This window comes from Roseomonas aerilata DSM 19363, from assembly GCF_000711725.1.
GTDB classification, from domain to species: Bacteria; Pseudomonadota; Alphaproteobacteria; order Acetobacterales; family Acetobacteraceae; genus Roseomonas; species Roseomonas aerilata.
This window is the reverse complement of the sequence record NZ_JONP01000008.1, coordinates 77,944-101,276: the sequence shown is the minus strand read 5'-3', so window position 1 is coordinate 101,276 and position 23,333 is coordinate 77,944. Positions and strand designations below refer to the sequence as shown.

Annotated in this window: 21 protein-coding genes; 15 read left to right on the top strand and 6 right to left on the bottom strand. The window is 72.6% G+C overall.

Annotation, left to right across the window (positions count from 1 at the left end):
- Positions 1 to 9: 9 nt before the first annotated feature.
- The gene (locus tag BO39_RS11300; protein ID WP_043833113.1) at positions 10 to 1,701 is read left to right on the top strand and encodes an NADPH-dependent assimilatory sulfite reductase hemoprotein subunit; all 1,692 of its coding nucleotides are present in this window, start codon (positions 10 to 12) and stop codon (positions 1,699 to 1,701) included.
- Between the two features lie 50 nt (positions 1,702 to 1,751).
- On the top strand, positions 1,752 to 1,928 hold the full coding sequence (locus tag BO39_RS32555; RefSeq protein ID WP_156963651.1) for a hypothetical protein: 177 nt from the start codon (positions 1,752 to 1,754) through the stop codon (positions 1,926 to 1,928).
- A gap of 45 nt (positions 1,929 to 1,973) precedes the next feature.
- On the opposite strand, the gene BO39_RS11295 is transcribed toward BO39_RS32555, so the two are convergent.
- Entirely contained in the window at positions 1,974 to 3,092 is a 1,119-nt protein-coding gene (locus BO39_RS11295) for an SDR family oxidoreductase (protein ID WP_084698042.1), read from the bottom strand.
- A 229-nt stretch (positions 3,093 to 3,321) separates the two neighbouring features.
- On the opposite strand from BO39_RS11295, the gene BO39_RS11290 reads away from it, so the two are divergent.
- Together BO39_RS11290 and BO39_RS11285 are read left to right on the top strand one after the other, a co-directional pair.
- Positions 3,322 to 4,422 carry a baeRF3 domain-containing protein gene (locus tag BO39_RS11290; protein ID WP_043833110.1) on the top strand — a complete coding sequence of 367 codons (1,101 nt, stop codon included), beginning with the start codon at positions 3,322 to 3,324 and terminating at the stop codon, positions 4,420 to 4,422.
- Between the two features lie 10 nt (positions 4,423 to 4,432).
- Complete coding sequence (locus tag BO39_RS11285; RefSeq protein ID WP_043833107.1) at positions 4,433 to 4,759, top strand: HPF/RaiA family ribosome-associated protein; 327 nt, start codon at positions 4,433 to 4,435, stop codon at positions 4,757 to 4,759.
- A gap of 42 nt (positions 4,760 to 4,801) precedes the next feature.
- Here the strand turns inward: BO39_RS11285 and BO39_RS11280 are convergent, their stop codons facing one another.
- Positions 4,802 to 5,788: a 2-dehydropantoate 2-reductase gene (locus tag BO39_RS11280; RefSeq protein WP_043833104.1), complete on the bottom strand. Its 987-nt coding sequence runs from the start codon at positions 5,786 to 5,788 to the stop codon at positions 4,802 to 4,804.
- Positions 5,789 to 6,102: 314 nt separating this feature from the next.
- Here BO39_RS11280 and BO39_RS29860 point away from each other — a divergent pair, with 314 nt between their 5' ends.
- Entirely contained in the window at positions 6,103 to 8,745 is a 2,643-nt protein-coding gene (locus BO39_RS29860) for an ATP-binding protein (RefSeq protein WP_052401957.1), read from the top strand.
- A gap of 52 nt (positions 8,746 to 8,797) precedes the next feature.
- Here BO39_RS29860 and BO39_RS11270 read toward each other — a convergent pair whose 3' ends face one another.
- On the bottom strand, positions 8,798 to 9,763 hold the full coding sequence (locus tag BO39_RS11270; RefSeq protein ID WP_043833382.1) for a Bug family tripartite tricarboxylate transporter substrate binding protein: 966 nt from the start codon (positions 9,761 to 9,763) through the stop codon (positions 8,798 to 8,800).
- Between the two features lie 523 nt (positions 9,764 to 10,286).
- On the opposite strand from BO39_RS11270, the gene BO39_RS11265 reads away from it, so the two are divergent.
- The 10 genes from BO39_RS11265 to BO39_RS11220 all read left to right on the top strand — a co-directional run bounded on the left by BO39_RS11265 (position 10,287) and on the right by BO39_RS11220 (position 20,481).
- Entirely contained in the window at positions 10,287 to 11,030 is a 744-nt protein-coding gene (locus BO39_RS11265; RefSeq protein WP_342666320.1) for a uroporphyrinogen-III C-methyltransferase, read from the top strand.
- Positions 11,020 to 12,024: a glycosyl transferase family protein gene (locus BO39_RS11260; RefSeq protein WP_052401954.1), complete on the top strand. Its 1,005-nt coding sequence runs from the start codon at positions 11,020 to 11,022 to the stop codon at positions 12,022 to 12,024. The genes BO39_RS11265 and BO39_RS11260 overlap by 11 nt, the downstream gene beginning before the upstream one ends.
- 192 nt (positions 12,025 to 12,216) lie before the next feature.
- Positions 12,217 to 13,176: an ABC transporter substrate-binding protein gene (locus BO39_RS11255; RefSeq protein WP_043833102.1), complete on the top strand. Its 960-nt coding sequence runs from the start codon at positions 12,217 to 12,219 to the stop codon at positions 13,174 to 13,176.
- Position 13,177: 1 nt separating this feature from the next.
- The gene (locus BO39_RS11250; RefSeq protein WP_211257432.1) at positions 13,178 to 13,999 is read left to right on the top strand and encodes an ABC transporter permease; all 822 of its coding nucleotides are present in this window, start codon (positions 13,178 to 13,180) and stop codon (positions 13,997 to 13,999) included.
- Positions 13,996 to 14,787: an ABC transporter ATP-binding protein gene (locus BO39_RS11245; RefSeq protein WP_211257431.1), complete on the top strand. Its 792-nt coding sequence runs from the start codon at positions 13,996 to 13,998 to the stop codon at positions 14,785 to 14,787. The genes BO39_RS11250 and BO39_RS11245 overlap by 4 nt, the downstream gene beginning before the upstream one ends.
- On the top strand, positions 14,780 to 16,498 hold the full coding sequence (locus BO39_RS11240) for an FAD-binding protein (protein WP_245615110.1): 1,719 nt from the start codon (positions 14,780 to 14,782) through the stop codon (positions 16,496 to 16,498). The genes BO39_RS11245 and BO39_RS11240 overlap by 8 nt, the downstream gene beginning before the upstream one ends.
- Positions 16,495 to 16,851 carry a 2Fe-2S iron-sulfur cluster-binding protein gene (locus BO39_RS11235; protein ID WP_052401953.1) on the top strand — a complete coding sequence of 119 codons (357 nt, stop codon included), beginning with the start codon at positions 16,495 to 16,497 and terminating at the stop codon, positions 16,849 to 16,851. Before BO39_RS11240 ends, BO39_RS11235 begins: the two co-directional genes overlap by 4 nt.
- Positions 16,848 to 19,184, top strand: a complete 2,337-nt coding sequence (locus tag BO39_RS11230; RefSeq protein WP_043833098.1) for a xanthine dehydrogenase family protein molybdopterin-binding subunit — start codon at positions 16,848 to 16,850, stop codon at positions 19,182 to 19,184. The genes BO39_RS11235 and BO39_RS11230 overlap by 4 nt, the downstream gene beginning before the upstream one ends.
- Positions 19,181 to 20,011 (top strand): FAD binding domain-containing protein, encoded by an 831-nt coding sequence (locus tag BO39_RS11225; RefSeq protein ID WP_043833096.1) that lies wholly within the window; start codon positions 19,181 to 19,183, stop codon positions 20,009 to 20,011. Before BO39_RS11230 ends, BO39_RS11225 begins: the two co-directional genes overlap by 4 nt.
- Positions 20,008 to 20,481 (top strand): (2Fe-2S)-binding protein, encoded by a 474-nt coding sequence (locus tag BO39_RS11220; protein WP_043833093.1) that lies wholly within the window; start codon positions 20,008 to 20,010, stop codon positions 20,479 to 20,481. The genes BO39_RS11225 and BO39_RS11220 overlap by 4 nt, the downstream gene beginning before the upstream one ends.
- On the opposite strand, the gene BO39_RS11215 is transcribed toward BO39_RS11220, so the two are convergent.
- The 3 genes from BO39_RS11215 to BO39_RS11205 all read right to left on the bottom strand — a co-directional run bounded on the left by BO39_RS11215 (position 20,478) and on the right by BO39_RS11205 (position 23,281).
- Entirely contained in the window at positions 20,478 to 21,002 is a 525-nt protein-coding gene (locus BO39_RS11215) for a MarR family winged helix-turn-helix transcriptional regulator (RefSeq protein WP_043833091.1), read from the bottom strand. The genes BO39_RS11220 and BO39_RS11215 overlap by 4 nt on opposite strands.
- 270 nt (positions 21,003 to 21,272) lie before the next feature.
- Positions 21,273 to 22,511, bottom strand: a complete 1,239-nt coding sequence (locus tag BO39_RS11210; protein WP_043833088.1) for an FAD-dependent oxidoreductase — start codon at positions 22,509 to 22,511, stop codon at positions 21,273 to 21,275.
- Positions 22,512 to 22,633: 122 nt separating this feature from the next.
- Positions 22,634 to 23,281, bottom strand: coding sequence for a GntR family transcriptional regulator (locus BO39_RS11205; protein WP_052401952.1), 648 nt, complete (start codon positions 23,279 to 23,281; stop codon positions 22,634 to 22,636).
- Positions 23,282 to 23,333: the final 52 nt, after the last annotated feature.

The following is a 23,333-nucleotide window of genomic DNA, read 5'->3' as shown; positions in this document are numbered from 1 at the left end:
GATCACGACATGGCAGCCAAGCCGAGCGGGGCTGAAGCGATCAAGTCGGCCAGCGCCGGGCTGCGCGGCACCATTGCCGAGGAACTGGCCCAGGCAGACGCGCCCGGCGGGCTGAGCGAGGCCGCCTACACGCTGCTTAAGTTCCATGGGACCTACGAGCAGTTCGACCGCGACACGGCGACCGCCCGCAAGCAGTCCGGCCAGGACAAGGACTGGCAGTTCATGGTGCGCGTGCGGGCGCCTGCCGGGCGGCTGACCGCGGCCCAGTGGCTGGCGCTCGACGCGCTGGCGGACGAGGACTCGGACGGCACGATGCGCCTGACCACGCGCCAGGGCCTGCAGTTCCACACCGTCCGGCGCGGGAAGCTGACGCACTGCATCGCCTCCATCGAGGAGGCGCTGCTGACGACCATGGCCGCCTGCGGCGACGTGGCGCGCAACATCACAACCTCCCCCGCACCGCGGCGCGACGCGCTGCACGCGCGGCTGGAGCGGGAAGCCTTCGCCCTTTCCGCCGCCCTGCTGCCGCGCACGCGCGCGCACCACGAGATCTTCCTCGGCGGCGAGAGGGTCGGTGAGGCGGAGGAGGAGCCGCTCTATGGCCCGACCTACCTGCCCCGCAAGTTCAAGACCTCCCTCGCGCATCCGGCGGACAACACGCCGGACATCCTCTCCAACGACCTCGGCTTCATCGCGCAGACGGACCAGGCCGGGGAGGTGACGGGCTGGATCGTGACCATCGGCGGCGGCATGGGCATGACCCATAACAAGCCCGCCACCTACCCGCGCCTGGCGGACCCCGTCACGGTGATCGGGCCGGACGAGGTCGAGGCGATGGCGCGCGCCGTCCTGCGCCTCTTCCGCGATCACGGCGACCGATCGGACCGGCGCCACGCCCGGCTGAAATACGTCGTGGCGGAGCGCGGCGTGGAGTGGGTGCGCGAGCGGCTGTCGGAGGATCTCGGCCGCGCATTGCCCCCTGCCCCGCCCCTGCCGAAGCTGGAGGTGCCGGAGCTTCTCGGCTGGCACGATCAGGGCGACGGGCGCTTGTGGCTCGGCGTGCCCATTCCCTCCGGCCGCATCGCGGACCGGCCGGGCATGCGGCTGCGCACCGCGTTGCGCGAGGCGGTGGCGCGCTTCGGGCTCGACCCAATCGCGACCCCGCAGCAGGACCTCATCCTCTCCAACGTGCGGCCGGAGGACCGGACCGCGCTGGAGGTTTTGCTGCGAGGCCACGGCATCGTCCTCGCCGAGGAGCTCTCGCCGCTCGCGCGCTGGTCGCTCTCCTGCACGGCGCTGCCGACTTGCGGGCAGGCGCTGGCCGAGGGCGAGCGCGTGCACGCGCCCATCGTCGCGCAGGTGCAGGCGTCGCTCGCGCGGCACGGCCTTCTGGACGAGCGGATCTCGCTGCGCCTCACCGGTTGCCCGAACGGTTGCGCGCGGCCCTATGCCGGCGAGATCGGCGTGGTCGGGCGCTCGCCGGGCATATACGCGCTTTTCGTCGGTGGCGACTTCGAGGGAACGCGGCTGTCCTTTCCGCTGGTGGACAAGCTGCGCACGGAGGCGGTGGGCGCGACGCTCGATCCGCTGCTGGCCCGCTTCGCGTCCGAGCGCGAGCCGGGCGAGGCTTTCGGCGACTTCTGCCACCGCCAGGGCCCGGACGCGCTGCGCGCCCTGCTCACGCCGGCGGTTGCCGCTTGATCGCCGCGGAGCGGACGGTGCGTGGCCCTGGACGTTCCGGAGGGAGAGTCATGAAGCGAGCGCCGACAACGCTTCGTGCCTCGCCGGGCGCGGCCGCCCCTCCCCGCCTTCCCTCCGCGCCTTTCTCTATCGACCTTCGCCGCGTCGCGGCCTTCGTGGATGGGCCGCTGCGCGTGATCACGCTGGTTATCGTCGTCCTGATGTTCGTCAGGATCTTTCTCAACTGAGGAGGGTGCCCCACGCGCTTCGGCGCAGGGACCGTTCCCATTCCGCTACTTCGACTTTGGCCCCGGCTTACCAAGTGGGTTCATCGCCTCCAGGATGCGGGCGGTGGTGGTGAGGCCGAGATCGGCCATCCGGAAGGGCAGCATCGCGAGGTCGAGCGGAATCGCGGCGGCGGCCGTCATGGCCGCGAGCGGCGCACCGCCGCTCTCGACATCTTTGCGCCAGCCACCGCTGACGCCGCGGCCGTCGCGCACGGGCTCGAACAGCGCGCCGGTCGTGTCGTCGCTCTGGCCGCTCGAAAGAAAGCCGCGATGCAGGCTGCGGCCGGTGAACCAGGTGGTGAAGGTCGGCGCCATGCGCTTCTGCGCGATCGCGACCTTGCCGAAGCCGCCGACCACGACCTCGGCCTCCGGGCGCTGGGAAAGCCCCACGACCGCCTCCGCCACCTCCTCCGCCGTGTAGACCGGCGGCGCGGCGCGCACGTTGCGGCCGCTGAAGTTCGCGGCGTGATGGAAGAAGGGCGTGTCGATCACCGAGGGCAGCACCGTGCAGATGTGGATGTCCTGCTGATCCAGCACCTCCTGCCGCAGCGCCTCCGAAAGGCCGCGGATCGCGAACTTGCTGGCGGCGTAGGGGGTGCCGTCCGGCTTGGCCAGTTCACCGACGATGGAGCCGTTCTGGACGAGCGTGCCGTGGCCCTGGAGGCGGAACTGCCGCATCGCCACGCGCGCGCCGTGGACGTAGCCGAACAGGTTCGTCTCGATGACACGGCGCCAGACGTCCATCGGAATGGATTCGAGCCGGCCGAAGGCTGCGATGCCGGCATTGTTGAACCAGAGGTCGATGCGGCCGAAGCGCTCGAGCGTGCGGCGGCCAAGTTCCTCGACCTGCTCCTCGCTCGTCACGTCCGTCGGCACCACCAGCGGCACGCCGCCGAGCTCGCTGCACTCGCCCGCGGCCTCGTCGAGCATCTCCGCACGACGCGCGGCGAGAACCACGGCGGCGCCTCGCCTCGCGAAGGCATGGGCGGTGGCGCGCCCGATGCCGCTGGAGGCGCCGGTGATGACGACAACAGGACGACCGGATGACGATGTCACCGCGCGTCCTTTCGAAGCGGGCGTCGGTTCGGACGGCGTGACGGAGATCGCGGTGGAGGGATCGGACATGGATGTTCCGCTTCGCCGGCGCCCGTTCGGGGGATGGTCCCACGGGCGCGGATGGTCGCGGCCGCCTGATGCACGATGCAGCTCGGGCACGCCGCCAACCTATGTGAAGAGAGCGGCGTATAACGGGCTCACCTCTACGCGATCCGCATCAAAGGCCTGCCGCACGCTCTGTTTCGGCAACCAGAATGGACGATATCGCGTTCGATGCTCCTCACTGCAGGTGATCTCAATGCTTGATCCCACACTCCTCGCCGGCCTGGTCGATCGACATGACCTTGCCATCTCGATGTACGTGCCGCTCACACCCGAGATGCGCGACATCCGCATGCAGTCGGCGACGCTGCGTGATGCCGTCGGGGAGATCGAGCGCAAGCTGGAGCAGCGCGGCCTCGACCCTCGCCAGCGCGAGGAGATCCTGACCCCGCTGCGTGAAGGTCTCGGCGGCCTCGACATCGCGCAGCACCGCGATCCCGCGCTCGCAGTCTTTATGGCGAACGGCGCCCCTCGCGTCGTGCCGCTGCCGGAGGAGGTCGCGTCCAGCGCCACCGTCGGGCACCACTTCCACGTCAAGCCGCTGCTGCCGCTGATGGTGCGCAACCGTCGCTTCTGGCTGCTTGCCCTCTCCGGCGCGAAGAGCAAGCTCTACACGGTGACGCCCTTCGGGGCGCAGGAGGTGCCGCTCGACCTCGGCACGCCGGATGCCGATCCGCCCGAGGGCTACGAGCACGGCTCGGACGACAAGGACCAGGGCGTCGGAAATCCCGCGCTGGGTGACGCCACGTCCTCGCTGATGGACGACCAGCCGCGGCTCGTCCGCGCGCTGCAGAACGCGATCGGCAGTGACCCGGCGCCGCTGATCCTCGCCGCGGACGCGAAGATCATGGGGCAGATCCGCAAGCTGAACGTGCTGCCCGGTCTGCAGGAGGAGGGGCTGACGATGAACCCCTTCGCTTTCCCACCGTCCGAGCTGCACCAGCGCGCGCTGACACTGATGCAGCCGGTGTTCGAGCGCGAGATCGACACGGTGCTCGACCAGATCAACGCGCGTCTCGGCGATGCCGCATCGAACGTCGCCATCCGCCTCGAGGAAATCCTTGCCGCCGCCGAGGAGGGGCGCGTGGATTCGATCGTGGTTGCGGCCGACGAGAATCTCTGGGGCGGCTTCGATCCGGCCACGGGGATCGTCGCGCATGGGCGTCCATCCGGCCCTGACGAGGACCTGCTGAACCAGGCGGCGGCCGTCACGCTGCGCCATGGCGGCTACGCCTACGCGCTGCCGCGCTCGCGCATTCCCCGCGCGGTGCCCGCTGCCGCCACGCTTCGCTACTGAGGAGGCCGACATGGACCGCCCGCTCGACATCGCCTTCCACAACATCGAGCCCTCCGAGGGGATCAAGGACGAGATCCGGCAGCACGCGGAGAAGCTGCAGAAGCGGCACTCCGAGCTTGTCGCCTGCCGTGTCTCGGTGGAGGCGCTGCACAACCAGCATCAGACGGGCAACGTCCCGGAGGTGCATATCGTCCTCTCGATTCGCGGCCGCGACCTCGCCGTCTCGCGGGAGCCGCATCAGTCGGGAAATCGCTACGCCCATCCTGATCTGCGAACCGCGATCCGCGATGCGTTCAAGGCGGCGGAGCGGCAGCTGGAGTCGGCCAGGGGCAAGTAACGCGCGCCCGGGCAGGAGGCGGGAGCGGCCGCTCCCGCCTCCTCAGCGGCGCTCCACCTTCCCGGCAAGGCCGAGGTTCAGCGCCAGCAGGCGCAGCAGCCCGTGGACACCGGCCAGGGTCGGCACCGGCTGCCCCAGCCGGGCCCCGAGTTCCACCAGGGCTCCGAGGATCGGCCCCAGTTCCATCTCCCGGCCGGCCTCGAGATCCTGCACCATCGAGGTCCGGAAGGCGCCGAGCCGGCGCGTGACCGTGATCCGCCCCTCCGGATCGCCGAGGCCCGTGAGCCCGATACGCTCGCCGAGATCCGCCATCTCCCGCATCATTGCCAGCGCCAGGCCGCGCGTGCCGTCGTCGTCCAGCAGTTGGAGCACGTCCGCCCGCGCGAGGGCGCCGAGCGTGTTCATGTTCGAATTGCCCCAGAGCTTGGTCCAGACCTCGCCGCGGATGTCTCCGACGGCCTCCGCCGGGATGCCGCCGGCGCGGAAGGCCGCCGCAAGCGCGGGCGCCTGGCCCGTGCCGTCCGGGTCGCCCAGCAGCACACGATCGGCCTTCATCAGGCGGATGCGCCCGGGCGCCTCCACCCGGCTACCGGCGTGCACGACGGCGCCGACCACGCGCGACGCCGGCAGCGCCGCGGCCAGCGCGCCGCCGGGGTCCACCGAGTCCAGCACCATCCCCTCGGCGGGCCCGCCGAAGCCCTGAAGGAACCACCAGGGCAGGCCGTTGAGCGCTGCCACGACCCGCGTGTTCGGGCCGAGCAGAGCGCGGATGAGGGGCAGCGCACCCGGCAGATCCTGCCCCTTGAGGCCGAGCAGCAGCAGGTCCGGTCCGGCGAGGGCCGCCGGGTCGTCTGTCGCCGCGACCGCGAAAGCCTCGGAGCGCTCGCCCTCCGACAGCACCAGCCCGTCGCGTTGCAGCGCGGCAAGGCTGGCCCCGCGCGCGAGGACCCCGACCTCGTTCCCGGCCCTCGCCAGCCCCGCGGCCAGCCAGCCGCCGATCGCCCCCGCGCCGAGCACCGCCACGCGCATGCCGCCCTTCCCCCGATCCTGCCGGGAGATTATGGGAGGGCGCGGCGGGCGCCCAGCTTCGGCTCCTGGCGGAAGGGGCCCGCATCACCGCCGGGGCCCACGTCCTGCCCGATACCGCGCCCGTCCAGATCCATTTCCCGCATCCGGGCGCGACGATTTTGCCTCTGCTGCCGCGCGGCGAGGGCTTCCCAGGACCGCCCATTCCCGCGCCCGCGCGTTGTTGCCGCTGGACGACCCGACGACGCCACCGATGACGCCGAGAAAACCCGCGATGCCTTCCCCGATGTCCTGCCAGCCGCTTCGATAGCGCGCCCGTGCCAGCCCGCTCCCCGACCATTCGCGCGCGCCTTGTCGCCATCGTCTTCGCCATGGTGCTGCCCTTTGGCGCCGTCGCCGCGGCCACCGCGGTCCTCACCTGGCGGTCTGGCCGGGAGGCGACGGAGCGCGACCTGCAGGCTCGCGCCGCCTCCCTGAGCCTCGTCGTCGCGCGCGAGCTCGACGTGGCCCGGGCGACGCTGGCGGTGCTCGCCTCCTCCAGCACCCTCGACACGGGGGACCTGGCCGGCTTCTACGAGGCCATGCAGCGGGTTCCCCGGCCGGAGGGCACGCGCATCATGCTCTCGGACGCCTATGCGAGGATGCTCGTCAACTCCATGGTGCCTTTCGGCACGCCCCTTCCACGGCGTGGCGACACCGGCATCATCGGACGGGTGTTCGAAAGCGGTGAGGCCCATGTCTCGGACCTCTACACGGGGCCGATCACGAACGAGCCGCTCATCGCGATCGACGTGCCCGTCAGCCGGGAGGGACGGGTCCTCTACGACCTGAGCATGGGCTTCCGCCCCGCCATCCTCGGCCGCGTGCTGGACGGCCAGCGCCCCCCGGGCAGCGCCTGGGTCGCCGCGGTGCTCGACGGCAGCGGGACGATCGTCGCCCGCACGCCGGATATGGATGCCTATCTCGGCCGGCAGGCCACGGCCGAGGCTCGGCAGGCCATCCAGGCCGCCGAGGCCGGCCTCTTCGAATCGCCCTCCGTCGATGGCAAGCCGATCCTTGCCGCCTTCAGTCGCATGCCGGGCTCCCGCTGGACCGTGGTGGTGGCGATCCGCCAGGCGCGGCTGCGCGCCGGGCTGTGGCGCTCGCTGGCAGGCTTCGGCGCGGGCGGCGCTGCCCTTCTGCTGTTCGGCCTCGCCCTCGCCTGGCACCAGTCACGGCGGATCGCTGGGGCGATCGGGGGGCTCGCCACGCCCGGCGCGCCCACGACCGGCGTGCGGGAGGTGGAGGAGGCGGCGCGGGCCCTGGCGGAGGCCGCCACGGCCCGCGATCGCGCGACGATGGCCCTGGCCGGCAGCGAGGCGCGCCTGCGGCGGGCGCAGCTGGCCGGGGGCGTGCACCCCTTCGAGATCGGGCCGGATGGGGTGGCCCAGTGCGGCGATGGCCTGCGCGCCCTCTTCGGCCTGCCGCCGGGCGCGCGCTTCGACCACGTGACCTGGTCCGCCTGCCTGCACCCGGCCGACCGGGCACGGATGACGGCGGAGTTCGACCGGCTCGCGCATGAGGGCGGCTCGACGGAGATCGAGTACCGCGTGGCGCCGCCGGGCGGCCCGGCGCGCTGGCTGCTCAGCCGCGCCGAGTTGCAGCCGGGCGAGGGCGGCGGTCCCGGCACGATCGTCGGCGTCACGCTCGACGTCACCGGCCGCCGCCTTGCCGAGGAGCGGCTGCGCGAGAGCGAGGCGCAGCTGCGCGCCCTCGCAGGCACGCTGGAGGAGCGCGTGCGCGAGGAGGTGGCCGCGCGGGAAGCGGCGCAGGACCGGCTGGCCCAGGCCGAGAAGCTGACCGCGCTCGGGCAGCTCGCCGGCGGCATCGCGCACGACTTCAACAACGTCATGCAGGCGGTCCAGGGCGGTGCCGGGCTGATCCGGCGCCGGCCGGAGGATGCGGAGGGTGCGGAGCGCCTGGCGGGCATGATCGAGGACGCGACACGGCGCGGCGTCTCGATCACCCAGCGGCTGCTCGCCTTCTCCCGACGGGGCGAGCTGCGGGCCGAGGCGGTGGATGTGCCGGCGCTGCTGGGCGGGCTGCGCGAGGTGCTCGCGCACACCCTCGGCGCAGGGATCGAGGTCGTGGTGGAGGCGCCCGCCGGCCTGCCTCCGGTACTGGCCGACCGCGGGCAGCTCGAGACGGCGCTGGTCAACCTCGCCACCAACGCGCGCGACGCCATGCCGGGCGGCGGGCGCCTCACCCTCTCCGCAAGCGAGGAGAAGGTCGCGGAAGGGAGCCGGCCGGAGGGCCTCGCGCCCGGCTCCTACATCCGCATCGCGGCGTCCGATACCGGCACGGGCATGGACGCGGCCACCCTGGCCCGCGCCATGGAGCCGTTCTTCACCACCAAGGTGGTGGGCAAGGGCACCGGCCTCGGCCTGCCGATGGCACGCGGCTTTGCCGAGCAGTCGGGCGGGATGCTGGGCGTTTCGAGCGAGCCGGGGCAGGGCACCACGGTCGCGCTCTGGCTGCCGGTGACGAGCCCTATGGCGGAGGGCAGGCCCGGCCTGCCCGGGTCCGGCGGGGTGGCCGCGGGAGCACGCATCCTGCTGGTGGACGACGAGGATCCAGTGCGCGATGTCCTTGCCGAGGGGCTGGAGGATCGCGGCTACCACGTCCTGCAGGCGGGGAGCGGCCCGGCCGCGCTCGCGCTGATCGATGCGGGCGAGGCGGTGGACCTGCTCGTTTCCGACCTGTCGATGCCGGGCATGGACGGGGTGGCGCTGATCGGCGAGGCGCAGCGCCGCCGGCCTCGCCTGCCGGCCATCCTGCTGACCGGCTATGCCGGGGATGCGGCGACGCTACCGGCGGACGGCGCGCCGCGCGGCGCCTTCAGCCTGCTGCGGAAGCCGGTTGGCGCGCCGCAGCTCGCCGACCGCGCCGCGGCGCTGCTGAAGGCCGCGGGGCCGGGCTAGGATCTCGCCGCGGCTCCGGTGGCGGCGGCGAGGTCCCCCCCGGCCGGCGCCGCTACTGCCGCTCGATGCCGGCGCGCGCCACGACCTCCGTCCAGCGCGCCACCTCCGCCGAGACGAAGCGGCGCATCCCCTCGGGCGAGGTCGGGCTTACCTGGGTGCCCAGCCCCTCCAGGCGTTCGCGCACCGCCGGCTGGGCGAGGGCCGCGCGCAGTTCGCCGTTCAGGCGCTCCACCACGGCCGCGGGCGTGCGTGCCGAGGCGGCGAGGCCCACCCAGGAGACCACCTCAAAGCCCGGCACGGCCGCGGCGACCGGCGGCACCTCCGGCAGCGCCGGCCAGGGCGCCGCGCTGGTGATGCCGAGCGCGCGCAGCTTGTCCGCCGCGATCGCCGCGCCGGTTACGGTGACCGAATCCACCATCACGTCGATGCGGCCCGAGAGCAGGTCCGTCAACGGCTGGGTGCCGCCGCGATAGGGCACGTGGGTGAGCCGGATGCCCGCCATCTGCGCCAGCAACTCGCCCGTCAGGTGCTGGGTGGAACCCACGCCGACCGAACTGAAGGTGAGGCCGCCAGGATCGCGCCGCGCGGCGGCGATCAGCTCGGCCAAGCTGCGGATCGGCCCGTCCGCCCTGGTCGCGACCACGAAGGGGAAGACGGAGACGAGCGAGACGAAGGCGAAGTCCTCCACCGGGTCGAAGCGCAGGCTGCGGTACATGGCCGCCGAGACGGCGTGCCCGCCTGTGAGCAGGATGAGGGTGTGCCCGTCCGGCGTGGCGCGCGCGGCGTACTCGCTGGCGATGTTGCCGCCCGCCCCGGTCCGCGCCTCGACCACCACGGGCCGGCCGAGTGACTCTGACAGCGGCGCGGCGATGACGCGGGCGATGACATCGGCATTCCCGCCGGCGCCGAAGCCGTGGACGAGGGTGATGGGGCGATCGGGCCAGGACTGCGCCCGGGCCGCCCTCGTCAGACCCGCGAGGAAGGGGGCCGCAATGAGCCCCCGCCGGATGTTCTGCATCGACCTTTCCCTCCCTGAACCGCCCTCCTTGTCCGGGACGGTGGCGCGCCGACGCTCATGACTGATCAGAAGCAGGAGCCCATGCGATGGCTCGGCGCTGAGCGTGGCGATCTTCGCGCCAGCATGGCCCTCGCTTTCGAGGCCCGACAAGCCCCCTGGGCCAGCGTCTCCTGCACTGGCGGACGGCATCGCGGAACGGGTGCCGTCCTGCCGGATACTTGCGCGCAGGCGCTCGTTGCCTGAGCGCGGGGGCGCTGCCGGCCTACTCGCCTGGCGAGGCTCAGAAAGGATGACCGTGAGAGGCGGCGAGAAATGTGCTGGCCATGTGTTCAACCCACGCGCGGATGACTGATTTGCAGGCAGCGAAACGAGCCTTTCGCGCGCAGAACTGCAGTCGTCGTGAAACGCTCCTGGCCAACTTGCTGATGCACGATGTCGATAGACCTGAGAGGTCGATGAGCCTCTCCTTTCTGCCCCTTCTCAAGGCAGATTCTTCCTGCCAGTCAACGCAGCGCCGTGATCTATCGATGCACGCGGGTCGGCCTGCAGCGACGCAGGCCGTGGCGGTCTCCCAGCCTCGCAGACGGCGGTCGAACGGCGGCTCGCCTCCCGGCTTCCCATCGATGGAATTTCGGAGGACCCGCGTTATGGATCCCTTCACCCGACGCCCATCGATGTCGGCAAGCGCTGCGGTCGCCACTCGATGAACCAGGCCGCGATCAACGCGCTTCTCGTTCGTTACTCGCGGGAAGGCCTGCGGGGGGTGCGGCTGAAGGGCGGCGCCCCGTGTATCTTCGGCTACGGCGGAGAGGAGATGGCGGCGATGCGCGAGGCGGGCATGGCGGTGGAAGTAGTGCCGGGCGTTATGGCCTCCGTCGCGGTGACGCCGGGTATTCCATTCACCCATCGGGGCGTCTCGCGCGGCCTGCACGTCATCACGGCGCAGGGGGCCGAGAACCGGCTTCGCAACCATGAATGGCAGGCACTCGCCCAGGTCGGCGGCACGCTCGCGGTCTATATGGGCGTGCGCATGCTGCCGAAGCTCGACGCCCGGCTGGCCAGGGCTGGCCTTCCCCTTTCCACGCCCGTGGTCGCCGTGGAGAATTCAACCCTACCGGGACAGCGGGCGATCCCGGGTGGGCTGGGCTGCATCGCCGGGCGGGTGGCCGGGATCGCGCCGGAGGGCCCGACGCTCCTGCTGATCGGCGAGGCCGTCGCCCCAGGGCACAGGCGCTGCGCGGAGGAGGAGCTGCTGGATGCCGCATGACCGTGCCGGGCCCGATATCGACGAGGCCGAGCCTGAGCACCCCTTCGCCCCCTTCGTCCGCACGCTCGGCCGCGGGCCCGGCCGCTCCCGCGCGCTGACGCGGGAGGAGGCGCGCGAGGCGCTGGGGATGATCCTCTCCGGCGCGGCCGAGCCCATCCAGGTCGGCGCCTTCCTCATGCTGCTGCGCTATCGCGGGGAGGACTCGGAGGAGCTGACAGGCCTCGTCGAGGCGGCGCGGGCCGAGGTGGGAGCCGGTCCGGCACCAGCGGGGCAGGCGGTGGCGCTGGACTGGCCCTCCTACGGCTCGGGCCGGACGCGCGGCGCGCCGTGGTTCCTGCTCGCGGCCCTTGCCCTCGCGCGCGCGGGGCACCGCGTCCTCATGCACGGCTCCAACGCCTTCACCAGCGGCGTCCCGGTGCTGGAGGCGCTGCCGCTGCTCGGCCTGCGCGCCGCGGAGAGCCGAGAGGAGGCCCTCGACCAGGTCGAGCGGACGAACTTCGCCTACCTGCCTTTAAGGGCCATGAGCCCCCAGCTGGACGGGCTTCTGCACCTGCGCGCCCTGCTCGGGCTGCGCTCGCCCATCAACACGGTCGCGCGCCTCATCAACCCGGCCGACGCGCCCGCCGGCGTGGATGGCGTCTTCCACCCGCCCTATATCGCCGCGCATCTGGCGGTGGCGCAGCGCATGGCCCGGCCTCGCCTTCTTGTCGTGAAGGGTGGCGGGGGGGAGGCGGAGCGCGGCCCCGCCAAGCCGGTGGCCGCGCACCTGATGACTGGTGCGGCGGTGGAGGTGCTCACCCTGCCCGCGCTGTCCGACAGCCGGTCCACGACGGCAGACTTCGCGGGGGTCTGGCAAGGCAGCGTCCGCGACGCCCACGCCGAGGGGACGATCGTCGGCACGATCGCGCTCGGCCTCCTGGCGATGGGGATCGTCGCGAGCGCCGAACCGGCCGATGCCGAGGCGGAGAGGATCTGGGGAAAACGGTTCGGTTGACGCTCGGTCCGAAGGCCTGAACGCGCACCGACGCGACGGCGCGGCTTGCGCTGGCCTGCTTCATGCACAAGCTCGGTCAGGTGCATCAGGCAGCCGAGCCTTCCTAGGCAAAACCACGATCCGCCATGGGGCAGCATTTGCCAAGCACGGAAGTGGGCGGTTAATTGGGGCAAAGAGATGGAGCCTGGCTCTATGATGCTGCGAAACAAGCTGGCGGGAATGATCCTTCTCGCCACTCTCCTGGTCACGGCGGCGTCTGCCAGCGCCCAGACGAAGGTGGTCATCGGCGCGGCATCGGCGAGCGAGATGGCGGCGCCGATCTACGTCGCCATCGACCAGGGCTATTTCCGTGAGGCCGGGCTAGAGGCCGAGCTGGTCGATTTCCGCGGTGGCGCGCCGGCCATCCAGGCCCTCGTCGGCGGTGGCATCAACGTCTGCATCTGCGCGGTGGACCACGTGGTACGGTTGCGGAGCCGCCGGCAGGACGTGGTGGTGGCCGTGGAGCTGGACACGCGCCACTCCTACGCGCTGGTCAGCCGGACGGGCACGAGCTACGCCTCCGTCGCCGATCTTCGGGGCAAGCGCATCGGCATCACCTCGCCGAGCAGCCTGACGGACAACACGCTGCGCTGGGCCCTGGCCAAGGCCGGCCTCAACCCGGATCGCGATGTTGAGATCGTGGGTGCCGGGGGTGGTGCGAGCATGAAGGCCGCGATCGACAGCGGCCGCGTGGAGGCCGGCATGGTCATCAACGCGGACCTGCTTCACATGCAAACCGGGAGCAACAACGGCTACCGGGTCGTGCAGGATTTCCGGGGGATCCCGTATCCTTCCCTCGCGCTGCTGACGCGGGAATCCTGGTTCACGCAGCAGCCGGACGCTGCGCGCGGCTTCGTTCGGGCCGTGCTGCGCGGGGTGCGCGCCATCCGCGCGGACCGCGCCGTGGCCCTGGCCGGGCTGCGGCGGCAGTTCCCCGACTACAGCGAGGCGGAGATCGACGCCCTTGCGGCGGACGTGCAGGCGCGGCTGGCGCCGGACGGCCGGGTGGAGGAGGCGGGCTACCAGACGCTGCTCGAGATGCTGCTGCCGGCCGAGCCCGGCCTGCGCCGCATCCCCTTCGCCGAGATCTCCATCCCCCCGGTCCGGGACTGAGATGCCCGCCGCGGTCGAGGAGGCACCCGCGCTGGTGCCGGCAGGCGCGCCGGCCCCGCGCCGCGGCATGCCGGGCTGGCTGACTATCACCCTGCAGCGGATCCTGCTGGTGGGCGCCGTGCTCGCCGCGTGGCAGGTCGCGACGGACCATTTCATTGACCCCTTCTGGGTCAGCCAGCCCTCCGAGATCGCCCTGCGCCTCTGGACGATGGCGGCCAGCGGCGACCTTCTCTTCCACGCCACGGCCACGGCCTGGCAGGCGCTGCTCGGGCTGCTGCTCGGGCTCGTCGTCGGCGTGCTGGCGGGCGTCCTCTACGCGGCCTTCCCGCGCGGGGCGCAGGTTGCCGATCCGCTGGTGATGGGCCTCTACAGCGTGCCGCGCGTGGCCTTCGCACCGCTCTTCATCATCTGGTTCGGCATCGGCCTTTTCTCGAAGGTGATGATGGCCTTCTCCATGGTCGTCTTCGTCTATCTCCTCAACACGGCCCAGGGATTGCGCGAGGTGGATCGGGACCTGCTGGACGCGATGCGCAGCATGCGGGCGCGGCCGCTCTGGTTGCTTTGGCACGTGCGCCTGCCGGCCATCCTGCCCTGGATCTTCGGGGCGACCCGGATCGGCATCGGCCTCGCGCTCGTCGGCTCCGTGCTGGGCGAGCTGCTGGGGGCCAATCGCGGCCTCGGCTGGTATGTGGAACGTTCGGGCGGGCGGCTGGACACGACCGGCGTGATGGCAGGCCTCGTCGCTCTGATGGCGATCGCCGTCATCGGCAACGAGATCGTGCGGCTTATCGAGCGCCTGGCCCTGCGCGGAGCGGCGCGGTGAGTGCCGCCATGGGCGCCACCGGGCCCTCCCCCAAGCTCGCCTTCGAGGGCATCACCCTCGATTATCCAGGCCTCCGTGTGCTGGACGGCATCGACCTGTCCCTCGCGGACGGCGAGTTCCTGGCGATCGTCGGCCCCTCCGGCTGCGGCAAGTCCACGCTGCTGCGCCTGGCCTCGGGGCTGCTGGACCCGACGGGCGGCCGCGTGCTGCTGGATGGGAAGCCCGTCTCGGGTCCGCCGCCCGGCGTCGGCTTCATGTTCCAGCGGGACACGCTGATGCCCTGGGCCGATGTGCGCCGGAACGTGGAGGTCGGGCTGGTGCTCGGCGGCACCCCCACCCGCGAGCGACCGGCGCGGCTGGCGGAGCTGCTGGCGCTTGTCGGGCTGACGGACTTCGCGGGGCATCGCCCGGCTCAGCTCTCGGGCGGCATGCGCCAGCGCGTGGCCCTCGCGCGGCTGCTCGCCTACGCGCCCGACATCTACCTGCTGGACGAGCCCTTCGGCGCGCTCGACGCGCAGACGAAGATCACCATGGGCCGGGAACTGCTCCGCATCTGGTCGCAGCGCCGGCGGAGCGTCGTCTTCGTCACCCACGACATCGAGGAGGCGGTCACGCTCGCCGACCGCGTCGTCGTGATGGCGCCGCGCCCCGGTCGGGTGCGTTCCATCCATCGCGTGGACCTGCCGCGCCCGCGCGACCCCCGCTCCCTGCGGGCCGACGCCCGGTTCCGCGAGATCTGCGCGGCCATTTGGAACCACATCGTTGAGGAGGAGCCCGCCCATGACTGAAGCGATGCCGGGCGTGCGTGGACAGGGCGCGGCAGGACATATCGAGACCGACGTGCTGGTGATCGGCGCGGGCGGCGCCGGGCTCTATGCCGCCATCGAGGCCGCGCGCTCCGGCGCCCGCGCGCTGGTCATCGACCGCTCCCTCATCGGCCGGGGCGGCGCGACGGTGATGGCGCAGATGACCGTCGCCGCGGCGATCGGCACGGAGCAGCCGGACGACTGGCGGGACCACTGGCGCGATACGCTGGCCGCCGGCCGCGGACTCTGCGACGCGCGGCTCGCGCGGCTGCTCTGCGAGGACGGCGTCGAGGTCATCCGCGAGATGGACCGCTGGAAGGTCGGCTGGGCGCGCCACGCCGATGGCCGGATCCGCCAGGCCTTCGCCCCGGGGCACGACCGCCCGCGCTGCGTCTACGTGGATTTCCTGAGCACCGGCCCTGCCGTCTCCCGCACCCTGCGCACCCAGGCGCAGCGGCAGGAGGGTGTCCAGCGGATGGGCGAGATGCTCGTGACCGACCTCGTCGTCTCGGACGGCGCGGTGCAGGGCGTGGTCGCGCTCGATCTTGCTCATGGCGTGCCCGTCACCATCGCGGCGGGGGCCACGATCATCGCGACGGGCGGGCTGACGCGGCTCTACCGCCGCAACAGCGCCTCGGCCAACATGGCGGGCGACGGCTACGCCCTCGCGCTTCGCGCCGGCGCCGCGCTGATCGACATGGAGTTCGTTCAGTTCTTCCCCATCGGCCATCTCGCGCCGCGCATGGTAGGGATGGACCCGATCATGTGGGACCCCTTCCGCTATAAGCTCGGCGGGCGCCTGCTGAACGGCGTGCGCGAGGAATTCGTGGACCGCTACGGCAGCACGGACTCCGGGAAGTACGTGACCACGCGCGACCTCGCGACCTACGCCATCACCAAGGAGGTCGCGGCCGGCCGCGGCTCGCCCGCTGGCGGCGCCTGGCTGAGCTTCGAGCACGTGCCCGAGGCGGTGCTGCGCGAGAATTTCGGGCCGGTGATCGACCGCCTCGCCGCCAACGGCATCGACCTGACGAAGACCGCCATCGAGGTGGCACCGATCGCACACTACCACATGGGCGGCATCCGCGTGGACACGTCCATGTCCACCGGCCTTCCCGGCCTTTACGCCGCCGGCGAGGCGGTGGGCGGCGCGAACGGGGCCAACCGCCTCTCCGGCAACGCCATCACGGAGGCGCTGGCCTTCGGCCGCGTCGCGGGACGCGAGGCGGCACGCTTTGCCAAGGGCGGCATCGCCTGGGATGCAGCTAAGGCGGCCGATGGCGTGGCGCTGGCGCGGGCCGCCGGCCCTGCACGGCCAGGCTGGAACCCGGCCGCGGGTTTCGCCCGGCTGCAGGACATCATGTCGGACCTCGTCGGTCCCTTCCGGACCGAGGCGGGACTGGCGGAGGCCGCGTCGCGGCTCAGCGCCTTGGCCGCGGAGCTGGGCGAGGTGCCGCCCGGCCCGCCCCTTCCGCACGACCTCGCGCGCGCCGACTGGTTCGACCTGCGCGCGGCCCTGCTGGTCGCCGAGACCGTCATCCTTTCCGCCACGGAGCGGCGCGAGAGCCGCGGCGCGCATCAGCGCGAGGACTATCCGGGCCTGGACCCGGCATGGGAGACGAACCAGGTGCTGACACTGGACGGCGGCGCGCTGCGGCTTGCGCAGCGCGCGGTGGTGAAGGAGGCGGCATGAGCGTCGCGCTTCTCGACATCCGGCGCGGCGGCCCGGGCGAGGCGCCGCGGCGCCAGCGCTACGAGGTGCCCTTCGAGCCCGGCCGCTCCGTGCTGGACGGGCTGCGCTGGATCCGCGAGCACGAGGATCCCTCCCTTGCCATGCGCTACGCCTGCCTGAACGCGAACGCGTGCAAGGAGTGCATGATGCTGCTCGACGGTGCGGTGATCTACGCCTGCACCGCTCGGCTGGAGGAGCGCGAGATGCGGCTCGATCCCCTGCCCAACAAGCCGCTGCTGCGCGACCTCGCGACCTCCATCGCCCCGCCGGACGAGCGGCCGCCGGAGCCCGCGCGCCCCGCCCCCGCCCCGTGACGGCGGCCGAGGCGCCGGCCTGGCTCGGGCGCCGTGTTCCGCGGATCGAGGACGCGGCGCTGCTGCGCGGGCGCGGACAGTTTGTCGGCGATATCGTGCGGCCGGGGATGCTCCACGCGCGCTTCGTCCGCAGCCCCGTCGCGCATGGCCGGCTGCTCGGGCTGGAGGTGGAGGCGGCGCGCCGCGCCCCCGGCGTGCGCGGCGTCTTCACGGCCGAGGACTTCCGCCCTCACCTCACCTCTCCCGAGCTCGCGGTCGCCATGCCGGCGGGGGCGATCCGCTACGTCGTGAACCCGCGCGTGCTGGCGGCCGACGAGGTCTGCTATGCCGGCGAGGCCGTCGCACTGGTGGTGGCTGACACCCCGCATGCGGCCGAGGACGCGGCGGCGCTCGTCCGGCTCGACATCGAGCTCCTGCCGCCTGCGCTCGATCCGGGGTCCGCGCTGGAGCCCGGCGCGCCTCGGGCGCGGCTCGGCTGCGCCGACAACCTGCTCGCCCGCTTCACCGTCGCCTATGGCGAGGTCGCGCCCGCCTTCGAGGTGGCACCGCACGTGTTCCGGGACCGCTTCCACCTGCACAAGGGTGGCGGCCACTCGGTGGAGACGCGCGGCGTGCTGGCCGAGCACGACCGTGTGGACGACATGCTGACCGTCTGGTCCTCCGCGCAGATGCCGCACCGGAACAAGGGCGTGATCTGCGCGGCCCTCGGCCGGGCGGAGGACCGGGTGCGGGTGGTCGCGCCCGATGTGGGCGGCGGCTTTGGCCCGAAATTCGTCTGCTACCCCGAGGACGTGGCGGTGCCGCTCGCCGCGCTGCTGCTCGGCCGCCCCGTGCGGTGGATCGAGGATCGGCGCGAGAACTTCGCCGCCACCACGGCAGAGCGCGACCAGCTCTGGGATGTGGAGGTCGCCGCGGACGCGCAGGGGCGCCTGCTCGGCCTGCGCGGCCGGCTGTTGCACGACCACGGGGCCGATACGCCCTATGGCATCGCCCTGCCGCAGAACTCGGCTACGAACCTGCTCGGCCCCTATGTGCTGCCGGCCTACCGGCTGGAAATCTCCGTCGCGCTGACGAACAAGGTGGCGGCGACGCCGACGCGCGGGGCGGGGCGGCCGCAGGGCACCTTCGTGATGGAGCGGATGCTCGACCGCATCGCCGACGAGTTGGGGATAGAGCGCGCCGAGGTGCGGCGCCGCAACCTCATCCCGCCCCTCGCCATGCCCTACCGCACGCCGCTGACGACGCGCGACGGCGCGGCCATGATCTACGACAGCGGCGACTATCCCGCCTGCATGGCGGATGCGCTGCGGCTTGCGGGCTACGAGGATTTTCGTGCCCGGCAGAAGGCCGCGCGCGAGGCGGGTCGGCACATCGGCATCGGCCTGTCCAACTACGTGGAGGGAACCAGCCGCGGGCCCTTCGAGACGGCGGCGATCAGTATCGGACCCTCCGGGCAGGTGGTGCTCTCCACCGGGGCCTCCGCGCAGGGGCAGGGAACGGCGACGGTGCTCGCGCAGGTCTGCGCGGGGGTGCTGGACATGGACCCCGCCCGGATTACCGTTCGCACCGGCGACACAGCCGCGATCGCGCAGGGCCTGGGCGCTTTCGCCAGCCGGCAGGGACCGGTGGCGGGCGCCGCCGTGCTGCAGGCCGCGCGGCTGGTGCGGGAGAAGGCGCTGCTCGCGGCCTCGCACCTGCTGGAAGCCGCGCCGGAGGATCTGGAGCTCGTCAACGGAGCCGTGCGGATTCGCGGCATCCCGGCGGACCGGCTCTCGCTCGGGCAGGTCGCGCAGGTGCTGCAGGGCATGCCGGGCTTTCCGCTGCCGCCGGGCCTGTCGCCGGGCCTGTCCTCCTCCGTCGCCTGGCAGCCGGAGGCGCTGAGCTACGCCAACGGCACGCATGTCGCCGAGGCGATGGTGGATCCCGAGACCGGCCGGATTACGCTTCTGCGCTACCTCGTGGTGCATGACAGCGGCCGGCTGCTGAATCCCTCGCTCGCGGAAGGGCAGATCCTCGGCGGCGTCGTGCACGGGATCGGCCACGCCCTGCTGGAGGAGACGCTTTTCGACGCGCAGGGCGTGCCGGCCACACTCGGCTATCCCGCCTATCGCCTGCCCTCGGCGCCAATCCTGCCGTGGATCGAGATCCACCACCGTGAGACGCCGACGCCGCTGAACCCGCTGGGCGCCAAGGGCGTCGGCGAGGGCGGCACGATCCCCGCGGCCGCCGCGATCGTGGCGGCCGTCGAGGACGCGCTGCGCCCCGCGCGCATCCGCATCACGCAGCTGCCGATCACGCCCCGGCGGCTGCGAACGCTGCTGGCCGCCGCATGAAGCCCGCTGCCTTCTGCTACCACGCGCCGCGGAGCTTGCCGGAGGCGCTGGCGATCCTGGAACAGCATCCGGAGGCGCGGCCGCTCGCGGGCGGGCAGTCGCTGATGCCGCAGCTGAACGCGCGTCAGGTCACGGCGCCGCACCTGCTGGACCTGAACCGCCTGGACGGACTCGACGGGATCGAGGAGGCGGAGGGGTGCCTCCGCATCGGCGCCATGGTGCGGCAGGCCGCGCTGCTCCGCTCGCCCCTGCTGCGCCGGCACCTGCCAGTCCTCGTCGAGGCGGCGGTGCTGGTCGGGCATGTCGCGACGCGCAACCGGGGCACGCTCGGCGGAAGCCTCTGCCAGCTTGATCCCTGGGCCGAGCTGCCGCTGGTCGCGACGCTGCTGGATGCAGAACTGGAATTGGCGGCGCCCTCGGGCACACGGCGCCTTGCCTTCCGGGATTTCGCGCAGGGCCCCGGGCGGAACGCGCTCCGGCCGGGCGAGCTGCTGACGCATGCGCGATTCCCCATCCCGGCGGCGGGAACGCGGCAGGCCTTCGTGGAGATCGCCGACCGGCCCAACGATCCCGCCGAGGCCGCCGCCGCGGTCTCGCTGCGGCTGGGTGCGGCCGGCGAGGTGACGTCCGCCGCCCTCGCGGTCTGCGGGCCCTTCCCCATGGCCAGGCGGCTGCCAGAGGGAGAGGCAATGCTCCTGGGATGGCGACCCGGCGCCGATCCTCGGCCGCTGGTCTCCGGCATGCCGCTCCCTGACGCGGCGGACGATGACCGCGCGGCGATGGTCCGTGTTGCCCTGCGGCGCGCGCTGGAAAGGGCGATGGCTTGAGCGAGGAACGCTTCCCGATCTCCGTGACGGTCAACGGCGAACCGCATCGGCTGGATGTGCCGGCGCGGCTGAGCCTGGCGGACCTGCTGCGCGAGGGGCTGCGGCTCACCGGCACGCATCTCGGCTGCGAGCACGGGGCCTGCGGCGCCTGCACGGTGCTCGTGGACGGCGCCTCCGCCCGCGCCTGCCTCATGCTGGCCGTGCAGGCGGACGGGCGAAGCATCACGACCGTGGAAGGGCTGGAACGCGCCGGCCGTTTGCACCCGCTCCAGCAGGCGCTCTCCGAGCGCCACGGGCTGCAATGCGGCTTCTGCACGCCGGGCGTGCTGATGACGCTGGTGGAACTGCTCGACGCCTCTCCCTCCCCGGACGAGGCGGAGATCCGCATGGCGCTGGCCGGCCATCACTGCCGCTGCACGGGCTACCAGGGCATGGTGGATGCGGCGCTGTCGCTGTCGGGCGGCGGCTAGCGGCCGTTCTCCGTCCCGGCGGTGAGATCCCCGTCGAGGTCGGGCGGCAGCAGGCTCGCCGCCTGGTAGACATTGCCCTGCATGCGCGCGAGCGTCCGCAGGAAGCGGGCCTTCTCCTCCGGCCCGATGCCGTGGAAGGCCTCCTCCAGCCGGTCCGCGACATTGGGCTCCATCACCCTGTCGAACAGCGCGAAGCCGGCCTCCGTCATGTGCACGTGGACCATGCGGCGGTCCTCCGCGTGCAGGCGCCGCCCGACCAGCCCCCGCTCCCCCAGCGCCGCCACCACGCGGCTGACGAAGGATCGTTCCAGCACGGCATAGGCCGCGATGTCGCCGATCGTCATGCCGTCGCGGTACTGCAGCGTCGCCAGCACTCGCCAGTCCGAGTGCTTCATCCCGTGGCGCCGCAGTCGCACCGCCATGTTGGCGTCGTAGCGCTGCAGGATGTGGGCCATGTAGTACATCGGGTAGTCGGCCAACTCGAACCGGGACCGCCGCGGCGCCCGCTTACCTGCCTCCATCCTTCTCGCGCCGGCTTTCGCCAAGTGGATCCTCCGGCCGCTCCCGTTGTCCCAGCCGATGCCCGGCGGGCGATGCGGCACATACCGCCCGGCCGCCAGCCCTGCCTAGACCGCCATAGCCTGACTGAGAATCCGTGCTTAGGCACGAGTTTTATCTTGTGCTTCGCGAGATCACGACCGCAGCCCGGGTGGGTCCCCGCGCGTCATCGAAATGCAACAAAACGTCAACTGATCAATCGGCGGAGAGGGTTCGGTCCCTCGGCCAGCGTGTCAGAGGATCGCCCCCTGGCGCAGCAACTCCGCCCGTACGGCAGCAGCATCGCTGGCCACGAGCGCCGCGGCCACGCCCGCGGCCTGGCCCGTCGCGAAGGCCGTGCCCATGACGCGGGTGGAGCCGTAGGCCGCGCGGTCGGCACCAGCGACGCGGCCAGCGTAGAGGAGGTTGTCCACGCCCTGAGCGCGCAGGGTGTCGAGCGGGATGTCGTAGAAGCCCTCCCCGCCCACCGGCGTGTAGGAGGTCCGACCCGGTGCCTCGTGCACCTCCATCGGCCAAGCGCCCCGCGCGATGCCCTCCGGGTCGCGCCGCCCCTCGGCGACGGCGGCGCCCGTCACCTCCGCGAGTGCCGCGCAGCGCCGCGTCTCCCGCACGCCGAATTGCGGCCCTGTGGCGAGGAGGCGCGCCCCGCCCATCCCCGGCTCCTCCCGCAGCGCGGCGAGCACCGCCCAGGCGGCGCGGCGCGCGACCGTCTCGGCCCGCGTGAGGCTTTCGGCCGTCAGCCCGTCGGTCGGCAGGTCCACGCACATCCACCAGACCTCGCCCGCTCCCAGCATCGGCATGAAGACCCCGCCATCGGGGCGAACCGGGGCGCCGGGCAGCGCCGCATTCGCGCGTGCCGCGACGCGGGCCAGTGTGTCGCGATCCGGCATCGCCTCCGGCGGCAGCCCGCCCAGGCGCATCGTCGCGGAGCCCGGCTGCACATGCCCGTCCGACCCCGGCACCACACTCGGCACGCCGGCGAGTGACGCGAGCGTGGCCTCGCCGCTCGCGTCCACGAAGGCGCGCGCGGCGATCTCGGTGGTGCCCGCATGGTCCGTGACGCGCAGGGCGCCGAGCGTCGCGCCCGTGCGCGTCGTGCCCGTCACCAGCGCGTGCAGCCGGCATTCGGCACCGGCCGCCCCGACCACCTCGTCCGCCGCGCGCTTCAGCGCCTCCGGGTCGAAGGGAACCACCCAGTTGCCGCTGCGCGAGCGGATGGGCGCGACCTCGCCGCCCAGCGCCGCCAGACCGGCGAGCAGCCGCTCCGCCGCGCCGCCCACGGCCTGCCGCGGGGTCTCCCCGGCCTGGTAGAGGCCGCAGTAGGTGAGGACACCCGCATTCGTCGCGGCCCCGCCAAGGAAGCCGTAGCGCTCCAGCAGCAGCACCCGCGCCCCGGCCGCGGCCGCGCCCAGCGCGGCGCCGATCCCGGCCGCGCCGCCGCCCGCGACAACCACATCATACGTCTCGACCAAACCATGCCCTCCCGCAGGGGCGCAGGTTGCGCCCGGACGGGAGGAAGCGCCAATCGGGAGTCAGCGGGCCCGCTACCCACCCATCGATGCAAGGCCTGCGCGAGAGGCGCGGGATCCGCCGCTCAGGCCGCTCCGTCGCGGAGCAGGTCGCGAGGCGTGGTGGAGATGATATGCGCACTGGTGGCCAGCGCGGCCCATTCCGGGTTGCCGGCGCTCAGCGCCGCCAGGATCTCGCGGTGCTGGCGGTTGGACCGCTCGATCCCGACACGCTGCTGCAGCCGGTACTCCTTCAGCAGCACGAGGGGCATCGCCACCAGCCGCCGCAGCATTCCCTCCAGCCGGCGCGAGCGGGACGCCCTTGCGAGAACGGCGTGGAACTCGCCGTTGAGGTCCGAGAAGGCGCTGATCCCCGCCTCGGCGGCCGGGTCCACCCGCTCCATCCGCTCCGCCAGCGCCTCCATCTCGGCGAGCTCCTCGGGCGTGATGCGCGTCGCAGCCTTGCGCGCCGCGTGGCCTTCCAGCAGCGCGCGCAGCTCGAACTCGTCGGCCAGTTCCTCGGGGCGGAGATTGGCGACGAAGCTGCCCTGGTTGCGCGTGCTCTCCACCAGCCCGTCCGCCAGCAGGCGCCGCAGCGCGTCGCGCACGGGCGTGCGGCTGACCCCGATCTCGGAGGCCAGCATCTCCTCGCGCAGCGGTGCGCCCGGCGCGAAGCCGCCGCGAAGGATCCGGTCGCGGATCACCTGGTAGGCGCGCTCCGCCGCGTTCGGCATCCCCGTGTCGTCCCCCTGCCCCCGCGCCCATCCTAGGGGCGCCGCGCCGGAA